We start from the raw sequence: 17,898 nt of genomic DNA on the forward strand, positions 1-17,898 counted from the left end.
CTCGGTGTCAATTGTATTTCAAACTGAGCTTGAGGATGTAATGCGGTCATCTGATTCGTTTCTGGTAGATTTCACTGCGGCGATGGTTCGTCGTCGTAGATTATTTGCGATCATCTTTCTTTTCGTGCTGCTGCTTGGGGCCGGCTATCAGTTGGCGATCGAACCACGGTACCAGTATGTTTCACTGGTCAAGCTCGCGCAGAATGGCGAGGGCTCATTGTTGGAACCTGCCGATGGACTAATCGCAACACTGGAGAGTCAATGGCTGCCTGATGTCAGCCAAGAGCTCCGAAAGGATCACGGTTATGCGCTAAAGTTTCGCGTGACTGTCTCCGAGGTCAAGGGCGGGTATATCAAGTTGTCCTCGGTCGGTTCAGTGAAGAAGAGCGATGAGATCAGGCGCACGCACTCGGCAATTATAGAGCGCCTGGAAGAAAGCCAGTTGGTTCTTGAACGTCATGAGCGGAACATGCTGGAGTCTCAAATTGAATCTGCTGAGCGGGCGATCAAGTCTTTCATGGAGGGCAGTGGTAGTTCGAATGGACGCGGCTCCGGTTTATTTGAGGTGCTGGTGTCCTTGCAGGGAAAACTGGCTGGAATGAGATCGGCTGAGACCCGAGTTATTGCCCGGCAGAGCAATGAAGAGAGAGGGCTGGGCCTAACCACTCGAATTGCATTGGTAGTCTTGCAGGCACTGTTCCTCGCCGTTGTCGGCGTGACTGTATTGTACTTTGCTCAGCATGTCCGATGTGCCTTGAAAGAACAGAGCGACACAGTCTCATGACTATTGACGCGAGCTGAAATGGTATCTCGTGTAGGTTGGGCGTGGCTGCTTTTGCCATTGCCTGCAGTGATTGCCGCCTTCTTATACTCCGGTTGGGTATTTGGAAGCTATTTCTGGGGATATCTGGGCCTAATGCAGGTTTGGACCCTTGCTTTCATCATCGGATTCGGAATGTTAACGGCTGCAATCCCGCGCAGCTCCGTCCGATCAGCGACCTCCTATTTATCCTCTGATATACGATGGGATTATATCCTTTTAATTCTTGGGGCATTAGCCATTGGAGCGATCTTCTACGATCGCTATTTTATAAGGGGGATCGATTATTTCTCTGTGGGTATTGCGAAGGGGCGAGCGCAGCTGAACCAAGGTTCCTATCAGAGTTCGTTTTTTAGCGTCTTCGGTAATTTTTTCCTTTATTGTTATGTGTTTCCGCTTGTTCGTTCGATACTTTTTTGGGAAGAGCGAAGGCTTGGAGCTCATTTTTTTATAATTACTGTCGTTGTTATTGAATTGATTGGAGTCACTGTCCTGATGGGGGGGAGAACCGCCATTCTTTTATCATTAACATTTGGCCTTGGAAGTTTTGTTGCCCGCCGAACTTTGGGTAAGCCATATAGGCCCTTGTCGCTCAAGTACAGCCGCTTGTTATTAATTGCGTTGATCTCACTAATAGCATTTGGTTTGTTCTTTGCTTTTCGAAGCCAAGCGTTTGGTGACAGTGATTCATTTTCATACTTCCTTAACATTTGTGGACATTTAACGAGAGATGCAGCGCTTGAATGTGATTTTGGCATTCAATCGGGAGCCGGAAAGGACGCTGTAAATTATCTTCATCTGGTACTTTTGTATGGCTCTCATGGTACCTGGATGACTGAAGATATAGTGCTGGCGGAATGGGCTGGTGGTTGGATAACACCACAGGGGCTTTATTCGCTTGTATTTAGCAGGGTTGGTTTAGATCAACCTCAGACTGCTTACGAAGGTTTCTTTATTCCCGCACCAGGTGCTCTGTTGAATGATTTTGGGCTTTGGGGGATGGTGTCTTTTGCCCTGGCGTTCGGGGTGTTTGCCGGTGTGTTAACGCAAATGCAGAGTCTCGGCCAGGCGAATCTGGCAACTTATGTGCTAGTATTCGCAGCTACGTTCTGGTTTCTGTCCTTCTTGATATTTCCTACTAATATCCCTGGATTCGTTATAACCGCAGTTCTTGGACTTTTCCTTTGGACCGCATACTTTTGTATAACCAATATTGCTTCACTTTTTACTAATAGGTACTCATGAAAGTAGGTCTTGCTAACCTTTTCTCATTCAGACCGCACGTTGAGCACCTTGAGTTCCTCGCGCAGCTTTTGGAAGCCGAGGGCCATGAGGTGGTTTTTCTTACATGCGATGCGGCTTTAGATTCTTGTTACATTCGTGAGCTCCGCGGAAGGTCGAGCTTGCGCGAGTGTGCTCAGTGCATGATTGGAGGCGTGAGAAGTTACCGATCCCAAGGTATTACCTCGATACGTCGGGATCCGCCTGCGGTCGACCTGGCACGGTTCGAGCCACTCGCTTTGTCCAGCTCTGCCACATTGACTCGTACTGAATCCGAGTCCGAATGGGAGGAGCCTACAGTCCGGCAAATTCGGGAAAGGCTGTCCTTGCCTATTGCTCAGGTGTACGAAAGCGCTCGGACGTGGATTATTGATGAAGGTATTGAAGGTGTAATCTGTTTTAACGGCCGAATGGATTTACCCCGAGCTGTTACATTCGCCTGCGAAGAACTTGGTGTGCCCTACATCACCCACGAGCGAACGTGGTTTGGTGATGGTGTTCAGTTGATACCCAACGGTAATTGTCTATCCTTGGCGGCGCTGGGGGAGCTAGTACGAGAATTTGACGACAAGCCTCTTACCTCTGCTCAAGCTGCCTATGCAGGTAAGCTGATTGGCGAACGGTTCCTGCAGAGAAATTCGCTGGAATGGCGTTTATACAACAAAAATCCAGTTCCGGCTCCCTGGCCTCTGAACTCCTCGGGTAAGCGTGTCCTGGTGCTTCCAAGTAGCAAGAATGAGTTTGCTGGTCACGATGAGTGGCGCACACCATGGGTCGATAATACACAAGCGCTGGATGATTTCTTTGAGGTATTCAATATTGATGTGGGGCAGGTGGTGCTGCGATGCCACCCTAATTGGGCAGAGAATATCGGAAGTGTGACAGGGAATCGTTCTCTCAAATTGTATGCACAGTGGGCAGCTGAGCGAGGCGTCTACTGCATACCGAGCGAGGAGAAAGCCAGCACTTATGATTTGATACAGCAGGCGGATATCGTAGTTCTCAATGGAGGTAGCTCCTCTGTTGAGGCCGGTGCTTGTGGCAAACAGGTGGTTTGCTTGGGGCCCTCTACTTACCAGGAAGCTGGGTTTGTTCACGTTTTTCGGTCAAGGGAAGAGTTGCTTTCCAGTTGCCGTGCACTGGACCTCGATCCAGAGATGGTTCGGCGTAAGACCCTCCGGTTCTTGTATGTGCGATCACATCGTTTTCCGCAGTTCGTTCCGTATGTAAAGGCAGTCGAAACTACGAAATATCAATACTTTAAGGGTGCTAGTGCGGAAGTCTTGATTAATATGTTTAAAGAAGGCCGGATTCGCGCGGATGATCCGGAAGTTGCCGAATCTGAGTCAAGTGAAGATGAGGTCATCCGTGCACTAGAAAATGCCGACTGGGGCCGATTGGCCGACTACCCCGTGCCCGCAAGATTGGGAGTTCCCATCAAGATCAATAGACGCCTCGGCTTTCGTTGGGTCGACGGTTTGAGGGCAAAATTTCAGAGAGGAGACCGGGCCGGATGACCAGTGGCCAATTGAAAGTATCAATCGTAATGCCAGCGTTCAATGCTAGTCAGTATATTGTCGCGACTATTGGCTCAGTTCTTAATCAATCCGAACAGAACTGGGAGCTTATTGTGGTGGATGATTGCTCAACTGACGACACCAGAGAGGTAGTTAATTCCTTGTGCCAAAAGGACGATAGAATTCGATTGATTTCTTTGGACAAAAATTTTGGAGGGCCTGCAGGTCCGAGGAACGTTGGGGTCAAGGAGGCGCGCTCCGATTTGGTGGCTTTTCTCGATTCTGACGACATCTGGCACCCGAACAAGCTTTCTTTACAGCTCGCTGCAGTTGAAGATACTGAGACTGCTTTTATATGTAGTGCGATGACCGATTTTACGGATGATGGCTGTTTGGCATTCGAGCCCATGGCAGAGAGTCTGAGCGATAGGGTTTCGTATCGACAGCAGACCATCAGAGCACAGATTCCAACTTCGAGTGTGCTGGCTGCCAGAGAGCTGTTGCTCAGGACTCCTTTCCGCGAAGACCCCGCCTATAAGGCAGTGGAGGATTATCATTGTTGGTTAAGGCTACTTCAGACAGTCGGGTATTGCACTAAATTGAGAGCGCCATTGCTTTTTTACCGAAAGAGTGAAGGCCAGATTTCTGGTTCAAAGCTAATGATGGCACGGAAAGTTTTGATGGTTCATAGGGAGTATCCAGGGCGTTCCCGAACAATAGCTTTAGCATATACCCTTACGCACGTATTGGGTGGTTTATATTTTCGGTTTTTGAAAAAGGGTATGTGACATGAGGATTCTGGTTACTGGTGGTGCAGGCTTTCTCGGCTCCCACCTTTGTGAACGCTTGCTCTCTGAAGGGCACGATGTGCTGTGCGTGGATAATTTCTTTACTGGCCGTAAGAGGAACATCGCGCACTTGATGAGTAACCCGTACTTTGAAGTAATGCGGCATGATGTCACGTTTCCTCTCTATGTTGAGGTCGATCAGATCTATAATCTCGCTTGCCCCGCATCCCCCGTCCACTACCAGCATGATCCGGTTCAAACCACCAAAACGAGTGTGCATGGCGCCATAAATATGCTTGGCCTTGCAAAACGGCTGGGGGCTCGAATTTTTCAGGCTTCCACCAGCGAGGTTTATGGGGACCCTGAAGTGCACCCCCAGCCGGAAAGCTATTGGGGAAAGGTGAACCCGATTGGCATTCGCTCCTGTTACGATGAGGGAAAGCGCTGTGCAGAAACTCTATTTTTTGATTATTACCGCCAACACGCACTTTCCATTAAGGTAGCTCGTATCTTCAACACCTACGGCCCGAGAATGCACCCGAATGATGGAAGGGTCGTGAGCAACTTTGTTGTCCAAGCATTAAAGGGTGAGGACATCACCATTTATGGTGAGGGACAGCAGACAAGAAGTTTCTGCTATTCGGATGATTTGATTGAGGGGTTTGTGCGGTTAATGAACTCGCCGTACGAATTGACTGGCCCAGTTAATCTGGGTAACCCGAACGAATTCACGATTCGAGAACTTGCGGAAAAAGTTATCGAATTGACAGGATCCAAGTCAAAGCTCATCTTCAAGCCGCTTCCGGAAGACGATCCCAAGCAAAGGCAGCCTGATATTTCTCAGGCAAAATCTGACCTTCAATGGTATCCGACGGTTGAATTGAAGGAGGGCCTCATCAAGACGATCTCTTATTTTGATGAACTGCTTAAAACAGCGGACATCGACTGAACTATGGTTGACGCAAAGCGAGTTCTCGTCACAGGTGCATCGGGATTTATAGGAAGGGCACTTTGCGAGCACCTAGTAGCAAAGGGATGTTATGTCCGGGCGGTCGTGCGCTCGAGAGTTGAGCGTCCAGTTGAGGGTGTTTGTTACGTTCAATGCGATATTGAGAGATCTACCGATTACCGTGCGTTGGTTGAGGGAATGGACTTCGTAGCGCACCTCGCGGCGCGTGCCCATGGAAAAGGGGGGCGCAGCAGGCAGACCTTGGAAGCATTCACGGATTGCAACGTGCTGCCAACGCAACATCTTGCAGAGGCCTCAGTCATAGAAGGCGTCAAACGATTTTTATTTTTGAGTTCGATCGGAGTTCACGGTGATCATAGTGAGGTTGAGCCGCTTTCTGAGAGAAGTCCGCTCACCCCCAGAGCCTACTATGCAGAATCTAAACTCCAGGCTGAGCAGGCCCTCAGAACTGCTGTATCTGGGACAGGGACAAGCTTTTCGATTATTCGTCCAGTCTTGGTTTATGCTGACGATGCGCCAGGAAATTTTTCCAAGTTAGTCAGGATCAGCGCCAGCGGATTGCCTTTGCCTTTGCGCTGGGCCAACAACAAAAGGAGCCTTGTTTCACTGAGAAGTCTCGTTGATCTTATTGAACTTTGTATAGAGCGTGTTGAGGCAGCGGATGAAATATACGTTGCAGCAGATCGAAACCCAGTTTCGACGAGGGAGCTTGTTATGGCGCTTCGGGAGGGGATGGGCCAAAGAGCAAGGTTGTTTCCAGTGCCCGTCTCATGGATGAGGCAAGGTTTGGCGCTGTTAGGCCGAAAGTCAATTTATCAACAGCTCTTCGGAGATCTGGTGGTTGATTCAGGAAAGGCAGTTCGGGAGCTCGGCTGGCTGAATGAGGAGAATCCACTGAACGAAATTCGGCTAATTGGACTTAGGAAGGGCCGGAAATGATGCGGATACTGGATATTTCAATAGCCACCATCGGCCTGATTTTAAGCTTTCCCCTAATGATAATTATGTATGTAATCGGGCTTTTTGATACCGGATCACCTCTTTTTATCCAGGAACGGGTTGGGCGTAATAGAAAAGCCTTTAATTTGGTAAAGTTTCGCACCATGGTGCCGGAGACTGAATCCGTTGCCAGTCATCTGGCAGATTCATCGTCCATTACGCCGATTGGCCGTTTTCTCAGGCGGACAAAACTTGATGAGTTGCCCCAACTCTGGAATGTTCTTAAAGGGGAAATGAGTCTGGTTGGTCCGAGGCCCTGTTTGTTTAGTCAGATCGAGCTTATTGAGGAGCGGGAGAGCCGTGGAGTGCTCGAGGCCCGGCCCGGCATTACCGGGCTGGCGCAGGTGACCGGTATTGATATGTCGACCCCGCAATTGCTGGCTGAAACCGATGCCGCGATGTTGCGCTCTTTGGATTTAAAGCACTATTTCCGCTATATCGTTCAAACGGTCACTGGCAAAGGGTCAGGTGATCGCGTGAGATCGGGGGAGTAGAAGGTGAAATCGAATGCTATTGAATCTTTACTTGGGTGGTCGCGTCCTGCTAAGCGTTCGGTTTCGGTGGCTGTTGACTTACTCCTGCTCGCTGTCGCGATTTGGGGCGCTTTTGCGCTGCGGTTCGAGACATTCACGTGGATGCCCAATGAGAAACAGCTTCTCGTGTCTCTTGCCACGGTACTGGTTACGATTGGGGCTTTTATCAAGCTTGGATTGTATCGGGCCGTTATCCGGTACCTCAGTGAGCACGCCTTCCTGGCGATCATCCTGGGCGTCGCCATTTCCAGTGTTGCTCTGATTGTTTTTGGGTTTCTGTTCCAGGCGTTGGTCCCTCGTTCAGTGCCAGTTATCTATGGTGCGTTTGCTTTTTTATTGGTAGCGGGTACGCGCTTTACCGTGCGTGCGATTGTTCGTCGGCCCAGAGAGAAGGCTAAGAACACAGTTTTAATCGTTGGCGCCGGGCCCAAAGGGATGCAGTTGGCATCTGCATTGGCTCAAGGCGTTGAATACCGCCCTGTGGGGTTTGTCTCGTTGGTTAGCAGCAACCACCGGTCTTTAATCAGCGGGTTGCCGGTCTACTCCGTGGAGCATTTGGAGAAAGCAGTACGAGAGTTGGATGCCTCACGGGCGCTGCTCGCATTAGAGGACTCGGTACCTGTTAATCGAAAAGAACTACTCGCCGCGCTTGAGAGGCTTTCTATCCCTGTCCAGACCGTCCCTTCGATGTCGGAGCTGGTAGCTGGGCAGGCACGAATCAACGATATACGCGATTTGGAGATTGAAGATTTGCTTGGGCGTGACCCAATGCGCCCGGATGCGGCCATCGTTTCCGAAAGCCTATACGGAAAGTCTGTCATGGTAACCGGGGCGGGTGGATCAATTGGTTCTGAGCTGTGTCGCCAGATTTTGCGCCACAAGCCCCGGGTGCTCGTGCTGTTTGAGCAATCCGAGTTTTCTCTGTATGCCATTGAGAGGGAATTGCGCACGATAAGTGATGTTGAGAGCCTGGATGTTTCGGTTCATGCGGTTCTAGGCAGTGTGACACATCGCAGGCGGTGCGAAGCAGTTATGAAGGCCTTCGACGTTCAGGCTGTCTATCATGCGGCGGCGTACAAACATGTGCCTCTGGTTGAACACAATGTTATTGAAGGTATCCAGAATAATGTATTCGGTACCTGGCATACGGCAGAGGCTGCCATCTCTGCCGGTGTTGAGCGTTTCGTTCTGATCTCCACCGATAAGGCTGTGCGGCCTACTAACGTGATGGGTGCCAGCAAACGAATGGCGGAGCTGGTGCTGCAAGGTTTGTCTCAACGCCAGAGCAAAACTGTGTTTTCGATGGTGCGTTTTGGTAATGTGCTTGGATCATCAGGATCGGTCGTTCCTCTGTTTAGAGACCAGATTCGGGATGGTGGGCCAGTGACAGTAACGCATCCGGATATCATTCGCTATTTCATGACCATTCCGGAGGCGAGTCAGCTGGTATTGCAGGCGGGGAGCATGGGTCGCGGTGGTGAGGTGTTTGTGTTGGACATGGGAGAGCCGGTCAAGATTGCTGATCTCGCAAGAAAGATGATTCATCTGATGGGGTTGGAAGAAAAATCGGATGATAACCCCGCAGGGGATATAGAAATTGTTTTCACGGGATTACGCCCGGGTGAGAAACTCTATGAGGAGCTTCTTATTGGTGATAATCCACAAGGTACTTCACATCCCCGTATTATGATGGCCTGGGAGGTTTCTTTGCCTTGGGCTAGTGTCGAAGACCTTTTGAGTAAGTTTACTCGAGCGAGCCAGGCGTTTGACTGCCGGGCTGTAGTGGAACTGTTGAAAGAAGGCCGAACTGCATACCAACCGAATGGTGATGTTGCCGATCTTGTTTGGTGCAACAACACTGACCTGCCCATCTCGCCGGCACCGGATACCGGTGGAAAAGTGCTTCATTTAAAATGACTTGGATTCAACCTCCCAAGTAATTGATAGGACGACAAGGATGTTGCCATGATTCAAATCCTTCACCACGGCGCCGTGAATGGCGTAACTGGTTCGTGCCACGAGCTTCGATTGTTGCAGGCTACAAAGGGGGCTGCCCCCTCGGCGTCAGCCCCCACCCTTCTGCCAGCGTCAAACTTACATCCAGGCATCCTCATAGACTGCGGCCTGTTCCAGGGCCAAGAAGAATCCCGAGGCTCCTCCGCCGAAGATCTCGCCATCGATTTCCCCATCGACCACATCCGTGCACTGGTGGTCACCCACGTGCACATCGACCACGTGGGCCGCATTCCCTACCTGCTTGCCGCCGGCTTTGACGGCCCCATCATCTGCTCTGAACCTTCCGCTATCATGCTCCCGGAAATCCTGGAAGACGCCCTGAAGATTGGCTTTACCCGGGATCGCGCTTTGATTAATCGGGTTTTGGAGCTGATACGGGCGAGGGTGGTGCCGCTGCCGTATGGCCGCTGGCATTCGGTGTTTGAGGAGGAAGTCGGGAGTTTGAAGGTGCGCCTGCAGAGGGCAGGGCACATTCTGGGTTCGGCTTATGTGGAGTGTGATGTAGTGTCTGGCATTGCGGCGGAGCGTATTGTGTTCAGCGGTGATCTCGGCGCGCCCCATTCCCCGTTGCTGCCGGAGCCTGCGCCCCCGGAGCGTGCTGATCGCCTGGTGATTGAGAGTACTTACGGCGATAAGAACCACGAAGACCGGGAAACGCGGCGTTATCGGCTGAAGGCGGTTCTGGAGCATGCGTTGGAAGACGGCGGTACGGTGTTGATACCGGCGTTCAGTATTGGCCGTACTCAGGAGTTGTTGTATGAGATTGAGGGGCTGATTGCGGAGTTTGGTGATAAAGAGATTCCGCAGGCTTCAAAGGGGTCTGACCCCTTGGGGTCAGACCCCACCCTTCTGCCAGCGCCGAACGCCAAAGCTGGTGCCATTGGGGTCAGTCCCCAAGGGGACAGACCCCGTAGCGGGCCCCGTAGCGAGTCTCTGACCTGGAGCAATCTGGAAATCGTCGTCGATTCCCCCCTGGCCGCCGAGTTCACCAAAATCTACCGAGACCTCAAACCCTTCTGGGATGAAGAAGCCCGTGCCCTGGTGGCGGCGGGCCGACACCCGCTTTCTTTCGAACAGCTTACCGTCATCAATTCCCACGAAGACCACCTCAATGCTGTGGAATACCTGGCCAAATCTCATCGCCCCTGCGTGGTGATCGCAGGTTCCGGTATGTGCGCCGGCGGCAGGGTGGTAAATTATCTGAAAGCGATGCTGGGCGATGCCCGCAACGATGTGTTGTTTGTGGGTTACCAGGCTGCAGGCACTCCGGGCCGCAATATTCTGACCTACGGCCCCCGCGGCGGTTGGGTAGAGCTGGATGGCCAACGCTACGACATCCGCGCCCAGGTGCACACCGTAGGCGGCTATTCCGCCCACGCCGGGCAGGAGGATTTGCTGCGCTTTGTGGAGGGCATTCCACAACCGCCCAGCGAGATTCGGATTGTGCATGGGGATGAGGCGGCGAAGCGGGCTTTACAGGGGAAGTTGCGTGATAGCCTGCCTGAGGTTGCGGTGTTGATTCCTGGGTAAATGTTGGTTCAAGGATGAAAACTCGATATGTATTCGAAACGATTCGCCAAGGAAGTGCAGATTACTCGGCATGCTGCTCAGCGCATGCAGTCACGTGCTATCAGTGAGAGGGAGTTGTCTTTATTGATAGAAGAAGGGCAAACTCGATTCAAAGATAGTAAGCGGTTCTGGATAGCTCATTTTTTTGAGGAACGCTGTGACAATCTGTTATGTGTACCAGTGGTTCATGAAAAAGATTTGCTGGTAGTAAAAACTGTAATGCACCATTTTTCCTGGGAGGGTTAATGATATGCGTACCGTTTATGATGAATCGGAAGATATTCTGACAATCCATCTCAGCGATAAGGCGATTGCGAAAGAGGTTTCCCAGGACTGGAACACTCATATCAGCTATGCGGAAGATGGATCGATTGTAGAGATTGTGGTTCTTGATGCCAAAGAGAGTGGTGCTTGGCCGCTCATAACCACCCGCGCGGCGTGAAATTGTAAATTTGGGGTCAGACCACAGAACATTTGACCGATCAAAATGTCTTGGGGTCTGACCCCAATTTAAAATAGATACCACTGTATCCAATTTGATATAATTAACTGGCTTTTGGATATGGAGGTATCTCTGTGAATCTGATTTCAGGGCGGGATGTACAGGTTGCCTTGGCGGCGTACGTGCAGGAGCGGCGGAAGGCCTTGAAGTGGTCGCGGGCGGTGCTTGCGGAGCGCAGTACTGTGCCGGCACCGACCATCAAGAAATTTGAAACCACGGGGCAGATTTCATTACGGCAGTTTTTACTGTTGTGGCAGTGCGTGGATGATCTTCATCGGTTTCAGGATTTGACGAGCGCGGAGCAAAAGCCTATGCCGCGTTCACTGGATGAGGTGCTTGCCCAGTGAGCTTTGCCCCGGTTCGCCAGTTAGCGGTTTGGCGCACGTTCAGCGATGGGCAGCGGGCCCTGGTTGGTGGCCTGGCGCAGAACCGGCAAGGCGTATTCTTTCAGTACGATGCAGATTACCTGGCCAGGTTCAGCCCGTTGTCGCCCTTTGCATTGAAGTGGGATGCGACGGTGCAGCTGGCTCCCCGCGATCCCCATGGCGGGCTGCCGGGGGTGTTCGCGGATTCTCTGCCTGATGGCTGGGGGTTACTGTTGATGGACCGGGTGTTTCGTCAGCAGGGTATTCTGCCAGCTCAGGTAACGCCGATGGACAGGCTGGCTTTTGTGGGCGCTACGGGCACCGGTGCACTGAGTTATACGCCGGTGGCGGAATTTGCGCCGGTAGCGGATGACAAGCTGATTGAAACAGCAGAGCTTGGGCTTCAGGCGCAGGCCGTATTCGACGGGCAAACGACGGATGTGTTGGCCGAACTGGTTGCCGCCGGAAGCTCCGCAGGTGCGCGGCCCAAGGCGCAACTGTATTTTGCTGAAGGGGAGTACGGCGTGTGTCGCACCCGGCCCATCGCTGGTGATGAAGCCTGGCTGGTTAAGTTTACCTCTGCCAATCTGCCACTAGGCCATGAAGAAGGGTTGTGTGAGGCGGTTTATCTATCATTGGCAGAACGCGCGGGATTGCAGCCTCCCCGCTGGCAGTTGCTGCCGGCTCCCGAGGCATCGGGCGCCAGGGCCTGGTTAGCGGTTGAGCGATTTGACCGGGTGTGGCGCCCAGAGGATGTGCCCGGTTGCGTTCATCTGCACAGTGCCTGCGGTTTGCTGGATGCGGATTTCCGGGCGCCCAGTCTGGATTACGAGGATTTGATCAAGGCCAGTGGCCAGTTATGTCGTGGCGTTAACGCGGCGCAGCTGCAGTTCTTGCGCGCAGTGTTTAATTTGTTCGCGGTGAACCAGGACGATCACAGCAAGAACTGGGCGTTTCTGCAAAGTGATGATGGCGATTGGCAGCCTGCACCGTTCTATGACGTGACCTTCAGCCCCGGCCGGTTTGGCGAACACAGCACGGCTTATGCCGGGTTTGGCAAGAAACCACCGTTGAAGGCCATGCAAAAGCTGGCCGCTGAGGCAGGCTTTGCCAGCTGGGAACAGGCGAGGCAGGGAATAGAGCGGGTACTGGATGCCTTGGCCGGTTTCTCTGCCACGGCTAAGGCGCTGGGCGTGAGCGCCGAAACTACCCGGCTTATTCAGCAGCAGCTTGATCAAGCCTATCAGCAGAACATCAAATAATGGGGTCAGACCCCAGAACATTTGACCGATCAAAATGTCTTGGGGTCTGACCCCAAAATTGGAGGATTCATGAAGAAGATCGCAGTGGTAGGTCTTGGCTATGTGGGTTTGCCGTTGGCAGCGGCTTTTGGTGAGAAGCGCGAGGTGGTTGGTTTTGATATCAACAGCAAGCGCATTGCCGAGCTGAAAGATGGGGTGGATTTTACCCGTGAGGTGTCTGCGGATGAGTTGGCGGCCGCGAAGCACTTGTCGTTTACGGATTCGCTGGAGGGCATTGCCGATTGCCAGATCTATATTGTGACGGTGCCTACGCCGATTGATGAATACAAAAGCCCGGACCTGACGCCGCTGGTGAAGGCCAGTGAGAGTGTGGGCAAGGTTTTGAAGAAGGGCGACATCGTAATTTACGAATCCACGGTGTTCCCGGGTGCCACCGAAGAGGTGTGTGTGCCGGTGCTGGAGAAGCTGTCTGGCCTGGTGTTCAATCAGGATTTCTTCGCCGGTTACAGCCCCGAACGTATTAACCCGGGCGATAAAGAGCACCGGGTAACAACGATTATGAAGGTGACCTCCGGCTCTACGCCGGAAATTGCCGAGGAAGTGGATGCCTTATACGCGGATATCATCACCGCCGGCACCCACAAGGCCAGTTCCATTAAGGTCGCGGAAGCTGCCAAGGTGATTGAAAACACCCAGCGGGATTTGAACATTGCCTTGATGAATGAGTTGTCGATGATCTTTGCTCGTTTGAAGATTGACACCAATGAAGTATTGGCCGCCGCCGGAACTAAATGGAACTTTCTGCCGTTTAAACCGGGCCTGGTGGGCGGGCATTGTATTGGGGTAGACCCGTATTATCTGACCCATAAAGCCCAGGCCATCGGTTACAACCCGGAGATTATTCTGGCCGGCCGTCGGGTAAATGACAATATGGGGCCTTATGCTGCTTCTGCCCTGGTGAAGGCAATGATTAAAAAAGGCCACACGATTGCCAATTCCCGTATTTTGATTATGGGCTTTACCTTTAAAGAAAATTGCCCGGATTTGCGCAATACCCGTGTAATTGATGTGGTGCGCGAGCTTCAGGATTATGGCTGCCAGGTGGATGTTACCGATTGCTGGGCAGATAATGCCGAAGCAGAGCATGAATATGGTATTTCATTGGTACCAGAGCCGGCGAAAGGAAATTATGATGCTGTTTTACTGGCCGTTCCCCACAGGGAATACGCGGCTTTGAATGCGGATGAATTACGTGGTTATACCAATGGCAACGGTGTGTTGTTTGATTTGAAAGGTGTGTTGCCGTTGGGGCATGCAGACCTGCGCCTATAAAATTGGGGTCAGACCCCAAGACATTTGATGGCATGAAATGTATCGGGGTCTGACCCCAGTTTTGAAAGCCTGGCATTGTTGCTGGGCTTTTTTATTAATGGGTTGTAAGCGTTTTATTTTGCCAATTTGTGAATTGTTTATTATGATTGGTCGCGACTTCTCGTCATATTCAATGTTTTATTAAAACCCATCGAATAAGGTTTTATTTCCATGGCAAAGATTAACGATTACTACCAGAAGAAACAGCTGATGGAAAAGCTGGCCGCTGAGCTGGAACAGCTCGAGAAGGACCAGGCACTGAAAGGCGAACTGGAATTTGAAAACAAGGTTCGTGCTTTGATGAAGGAATATGACAAATCTCCCAAGGATGTTCTGCAGATTCTGGCGGCGATTGACCCCTCGATTGCTGGCGCCAAAGCGGATGCTTCAACCGGTACCCGCGCCAAGCGCCCGATGAAGACCTACAAGAACCCGCACACCGGTGAAGTGGTTAAAACCCGTGGCGGTAATCACAAGACTCTGAACGAGTGGCGTGAAAAGCACGGTAAGGAAGCTGTTCAGAGCTGGCAGCAGGATTGATTGAATCGGGCCGCTGAATCAGCGGCCCGATTTGGTTTGCGCCACCCATTTCTCTCGCCAAATCGTGAATATACGCTACAATCCATAAGGTATTCCTCGAAATGTAGAGTATATCCACATGACCCTTCTCGAACTCGGTCCGTTTATCAGACAAGAGCGCAAACGCGCAGGCTTATCCATGCAGGCTTTGGCTGACATGGCGGGCGTTGACCGGACAACCCTGTCGAAACTGGAGAATCAGCACCTTCCGGAAATGGGTTATGCCAAACTGGAGCGGGTACTTGCTGTTCTGGGGTTGGAGTTTTCGGTGCGTGCTATGGGGGGGGTGCCTACGTTAAAAGACCTTCAGAGAGATAATGAACGGGGGCTGGAATGACTTCTGTTCGCCGGGCAAGGGTAGAGGTATCTGGCAGTGTTGTGGGTGACTTGTCTTCGCCAGAGCGGCCGGAACCATCGGTGTTTGTGTATCGCGAAGGTGTGCCCGAGCAGTCTGCGGTGTCGGTGACCATGCCGGTGAGTGAGGCGTCGTATGCTTTCGATGGCGTGCATCCGATCTTTGCCCAGAATCTGCCTGAGGGCTATTTGGGCGACATCATCAGAAAGCATGTCGCCAAGCTTTATGGCTCCGGGGATCTGACGGTGCTGGCAACACTGGGTAGGCATCAGGTTGGTCGAGTGGTCGTGACGGCTGATGATTTTGCAGGGATGGGTGATGAGCACCAAGGCGAATCGTTGGGCGGGTTGCTGGCTGCTAAGGACGACTCTTTGTTTGAGGAGCTCGTTGAAAAGTACGCCCTTCGTTCTGGTGTTTCCGGTGTGCAACCGAAGGTTTTGGTGCCGGCCTCTATCTCTGAAAAATCGACGCTTCGCACCGAAGGCTACATTGTAAAGACCTGGGGCGACGACTACCCGCACTTGGCAGCTAATGAGTACTTTTGCATGACTGTGGCTCGGGAGTTCGGGTTGCCGGTACCGGATTTCTATCTTTCTGATAATGGCCGGTTGTTCGTCATGTCTCGTTTTGACCGGCGGCCGGATGGCTCTTGGTTGGGTTTCGAAGATGCCTGTGTCCTGCAAGGATTGCTGCCTGAGGATAAATATTCTGGTAGTTACGAGAAGCTGGCTAAAACATTATCGCTATTTCTCTCCCCGCAACACCGCCGTGAAGGCTTGCGCTGGTTATTCAGGTCTGTACTGCTCTCATGGGCCGTACGCAATGGAGATGCCCATCTGAAGAACTTTGGCTTGTTGTATTGCGAGCCGTTTGGTGAACGTTGGTTGGCACCCACCTACGACATTGTTTCGACCACGCCCTACCTGAAGCGTGATGTGCCCGCGCTTACCCTGGCTGGCCGAAAGGTATGGTGGCCTTTGAGTTACTTGAAAAACTTCGCCCGCCAATCCTGTGGCCTGACAACGGCTGAGGTAAGCACAGATCTTGAGTTATTGGCGCAAAAACTCACTGAGATTGCTGATCAGATAGACTCGTACACAACCAAGACACCCGCCTTCACTCAGGTAGGCACCACCATGTCCCAAACCTTCCGCGCAAGCAGCCACGAAATCACTTTTGGGGTCAGACCCCAAGACATTTGACCACCCGAAATGTCCTGGGGTCTGACCCCAAGCGCTGTTGAGCCGATAGAGCGCTTCCTTCGGCTCAGTAAGTCTTATAATATGAGCCGATAAACCTATTTCAATGGCTCACGCAATGTATACTTGGGAACTGAAAGACTGGCCGCACTTTCGCTTTGATCATGCAGCAGCGGAATATTGGACGCAGAAATCGCTGGCAGCCTCCCAGAGAATTCTGGGGGCGATGGCAGTTGTTCCGGAGGATCTCGGAAGCGAGGCAAGGCTGGATCTTCTGGTGAGTGCTGCCATTGAGACCAGTGCCATTGAGGGTGAGGCGCTCAATCGCGAAGATGTGCGCAGTTCCATCAAGAATCATTTCCTGAAACCGGATGAGAAGGTTGCGGTGCACGACCCGGTCGCTGCGGGTATCTCGGCTGTCATTCTCGAGGTGATGGACCTTTATGGTGAAGTTCTAACGGAGCAGCGGCTGCATCATTGGAACAAGTTGGTTCTCCCTGAGGCCGGTTCAAGCCCGTTTTCGGATGCGCGAACAGTGGCTGGGCAGTGGCGCACGCACTCTGATGCTATGCAGATTGTTTCTGGCCCCGTGCACAATCCTACCGTTCACTTCGAGGCTCCACCATCGGAACGTGTGCCGGCGGAAATGAGGGTGTTTCTGGATTGGTTCAACAACGATTCGCTGGAGTTGCCTGGTGTGGCCCGTGCTGCGATTGCTCATCTCTGGTTTGAAACTATCCATCCGTATGAAGACGGTAATGGCAGGGTAGGGCGTGCCATTGCCGATGTGGCAGTTTCGCAGATGTTAGAGCAGCCGTTGATGATGAGTCTGGCGACGGTGCTAAGTAAACAGCGGAAAGCCTACTACCAGCAATTGAATTCAGCCTCAAAAGAGATGCTGGATATAACGCCCTGGGTGAACTGGTTTGGTGAGCGGGTTGTTGAGGCTTTGGACGGCAGCATCCAAGTTATCCAGTATGTGGTAAAAAAGGCACGCTTCTGGGATTCGCTGAACAACCGTGATCTGAATGACAGGCAGTTGAAGCTGATTCGCAAAATGCTCGGGCACGATGCTCCAGGTTTTGAAGACGGAATTAACGCAAAGAAGTACCAGAACCTGACCCGTTGCTCGAAAGCCACCGCTACCCGCGACCTTCAGAACCTGGTCGCCCAAGGTGTACTCGCTCCCATCCAAAGCAAAGGGCGCTACGCCCGCTATCAACTGACTCTATAATTTGGGGTCAGACCCCACCCTTCTGCCAGCGCCAATCGCCAACCTCGAGATTATTCAGCAACTACCACTCTGTTCCTGCCACTCTCCTTGGCCGCATAAAGCGCCTCATCCGCCTTCTGCATCCATTGCATATAGTTCTCAGGCTCGTCGGTGAGTTGGGCGATGCCCATGCTGATGGTGTAGGTGATGTTGCCGGCGCTGGTCTCTACCGTGCTTTTTTCGATACTTTCGCGAATGCGCTCGCAGATGAGGCGGGCGTTCTCTGCATCGGTTTCCGGGAGGATGATGCCGAACTCTTCGCCACCGTAGCGACCGGCGCTGTCGGATTGGCGGATGCTGCTGCGGGTAACCTGGGCGGTATGGCGGATGACTTCATCGCCGGCCAGGTGGCCATAGTTATCGTTGACCGGTTTGAAGTGGTCGATGTCGAACATCACCAGGGTGGCCCCCTCTGTCAGCCTAGTTGTCCAGTTGGCGATTTCGCCTGAATTCCACTAGCTGGGGCGGCATGGGAGCATTCATGCCACGTTATTCCGAA

At 52.2% G+C, this 17,898-nt stretch carries 19 protein-coding genes; 18 read left to right on the forward strand and 1 reads right to left on the reverse strand.

Annotated elements, in window-relative coordinates; genetic code table 11:
* Positions 1-40 precede the first annotated feature (40 nt).
* The 18 genes from J122_RS19075 (at position 41) to J122_RS19160 (ending at position 17,360) form a co-directional block, all read left to right on the forward strand.
* Entirely contained in the window at positions 41-784 is a 744-nt protein-coding gene (locus J122_RS19075) for a hypothetical protein (RefSeq protein WP_061333727.1), read from the forward strand.
* Between the two features lie 18 nt (positions 785-802).
* Positions 803-2,065, forward strand: a complete 1,263-nt coding sequence (locus tag J122_RS19080) for a hypothetical protein (RefSeq protein ID WP_156471792.1) — start codon at positions 803-805, stop codon at positions 2,063-2,065.
* A 362-nt stretch (positions 2,066-2,427) separates the two neighbouring features.
* Positions 2,428-3,618: a capsule biosynthesis protein gene (locus J122_RS19085; protein WP_227510300.1), complete on the forward strand. Its 1,191-nt coding sequence runs from the start codon at positions 2,428-2,430 to the stop codon at positions 3,616-3,618.
* Positions 3,615-4,406 (forward strand): glycosyltransferase family 2 protein, encoded by a 792-nt coding sequence (locus J122_RS19090; RefSeq protein WP_061333733.1) that lies wholly within the window; start codon positions 3,615-3,617, stop codon positions 4,404-4,406. The genes J122_RS19085 and J122_RS19090 overlap by 4 nt, the downstream gene beginning before the upstream one ends.
* A gap of 1 nt (position 4,407) precedes the next feature.
* The gene (locus tag J122_RS19095) at positions 4,408-5,355 is read left to right on the forward strand and encodes a UDP-glucuronic acid decarboxylase family protein (protein WP_061333735.1); all 948 of its coding nucleotides are present in this window, start codon (positions 4,408-4,410) and stop codon (positions 5,353-5,355) included.
* Positions 5,356-5,358: 3 nt separating this feature from the next.
* On the forward strand, positions 5,359-6,315 hold the full coding sequence (locus tag J122_RS19100; protein ID WP_082780651.1) for an NAD-dependent epimerase/dehydratase family protein: 957 nt from the start codon (positions 5,359-5,361) through the stop codon (positions 6,313-6,315).
* The gene (locus J122_RS19105; protein ID WP_061333739.1) at positions 6,312-6,869 is read left to right on the forward strand and encodes a sugar transferase; all 558 of its coding nucleotides are present in this window, start codon (positions 6,312-6,314) and stop codon (positions 6,867-6,869) included. The genes J122_RS19100 and J122_RS19105 overlap by 4 nt, the downstream gene beginning before the upstream one ends.
* 3 nt (positions 6,870-6,872) lie before the next feature.
* Positions 6,873-8,825, forward strand: coding sequence for a nucleoside-diphosphate sugar epimerase/dehydratase (locus J122_RS19110; RefSeq protein WP_061333741.1), 1,953 nt, complete (start codon positions 6,873-6,875; stop codon positions 8,823-8,825).
* A gap of 48 nt (positions 8,826-8,873) precedes the next feature.
* Complete coding sequence (locus J122_RS19115) at positions 8,874-10,454, forward strand: MBL fold metallo-hydrolase (RefSeq protein ID WP_061333743.1); 1,581 nt, start codon at positions 8,874-8,876, stop codon at positions 10,452-10,454.
* A gap of 27 nt (positions 10,455-10,481) precedes the next feature.
* Entirely contained in the window at positions 10,482-10,739 is a 258-nt protein-coding gene (locus J122_RS28070; RefSeq protein ID WP_082780652.1) for a DUF4258 domain-containing protein, read from the forward strand.
* Between the two features lie 4 nt (positions 10,740-10,743).
* A complete protein-coding gene (locus J122_RS19125) occupies positions 10,744-10,935 on the forward strand; it encodes a DUF2283 domain-containing protein (protein WP_061333745.1) in 192 nt (63 codons plus the stop codon).
* A gap of 134 nt (positions 10,936-11,069) precedes the next feature.
* Positions 11,070-11,342: an XRE family transcriptional regulator gene (locus tag J122_RS19130; RefSeq protein WP_227510301.1), complete on the forward strand. Its 273-nt coding sequence runs from the start codon at positions 11,070-11,072 to the stop codon at positions 11,340-11,342.
* The gene (locus J122_RS19135; RefSeq protein WP_061333747.1) at positions 11,339-12,622 is read left to right on the forward strand and encodes a type II toxin-antitoxin system HipA family toxin; all 1,284 of its coding nucleotides are present in this window, start codon (positions 11,339-11,341) and stop codon (positions 12,620-12,622) included. The genes J122_RS19130 and J122_RS19135 overlap by 4 nt, the downstream gene beginning before the upstream one ends.
* 69 nt (positions 12,623-12,691) lie before the next feature.
* Positions 12,692-13,954: a Vi polysaccharide biosynthesis UDP-N-acetylglucosamine C-6 dehydrogenase TviB gene (gene tviB, locus J122_RS19140; RefSeq protein WP_061333749.1), complete on the forward strand. Its 1,263-nt coding sequence runs from the start codon at positions 12,692-12,694 to the stop codon at positions 13,952-13,954.
* Positions 13,955-14,164: 210 nt separating this feature from the next.
* On the forward strand, positions 14,165-14,533 hold the full coding sequence (locus tag J122_RS19145) for a histone-like nucleoid-structuring protein, MvaT/MvaU family (protein WP_058089975.1): 369 nt from the start codon (positions 14,165-14,167) through the stop codon (positions 14,531-14,533).
* 118 nt (positions 14,534-14,651) lie between these two features.
* Entirely contained in the window at positions 14,652-14,909 is a 258-nt protein-coding gene (locus tag J122_RS19150) for a helix-turn-helix domain-containing protein (RefSeq protein WP_061333751.1), read from the forward strand.
* A complete protein-coding gene (locus tag J122_RS19155) occupies positions 14,906-16,129 on the forward strand; it encodes a type II toxin-antitoxin system HipA family toxin (protein ID WP_061333753.1) in 1,224 nt (407 codons plus the stop codon). The genes J122_RS19150 and J122_RS19155 overlap by 4 nt, the downstream gene beginning before the upstream one ends.
* A gap of 115 nt (positions 16,130-16,244) precedes the next feature.
* Positions 16,245-17,360, forward strand: coding sequence for a Fic family protein (locus tag J122_RS19160; protein ID WP_061333755.1), 1,116 nt, complete (start codon positions 16,245-16,247; stop codon positions 17,358-17,360).
* Positions 17,361-17,410: 50 nt separating this feature from the next.
* On the opposite strand, the gene J122_RS19165 is transcribed toward J122_RS19160, so the two are convergent.
* Complete coding sequence (locus J122_RS19165; protein ID WP_227510302.1) at positions 17,411-17,839, reverse strand: GGDEF domain-containing protein; 429 nt, start codon at positions 17,837-17,839, stop codon at positions 17,411-17,413.
* Positions 17,840-17,898: the final 59 nt, after the last annotated feature.

The sequence above is a fragment of the Marinobacter excellens LAMA 842 genome, assembly GCF_001574445.1.
In the GTDB taxonomy this organism is placed as follows: domain Bacteria; phylum Pseudomonadota; class Gammaproteobacteria; order Pseudomonadales; family Oleiphilaceae; genus Marinobacter; species Marinobacter shengliensis.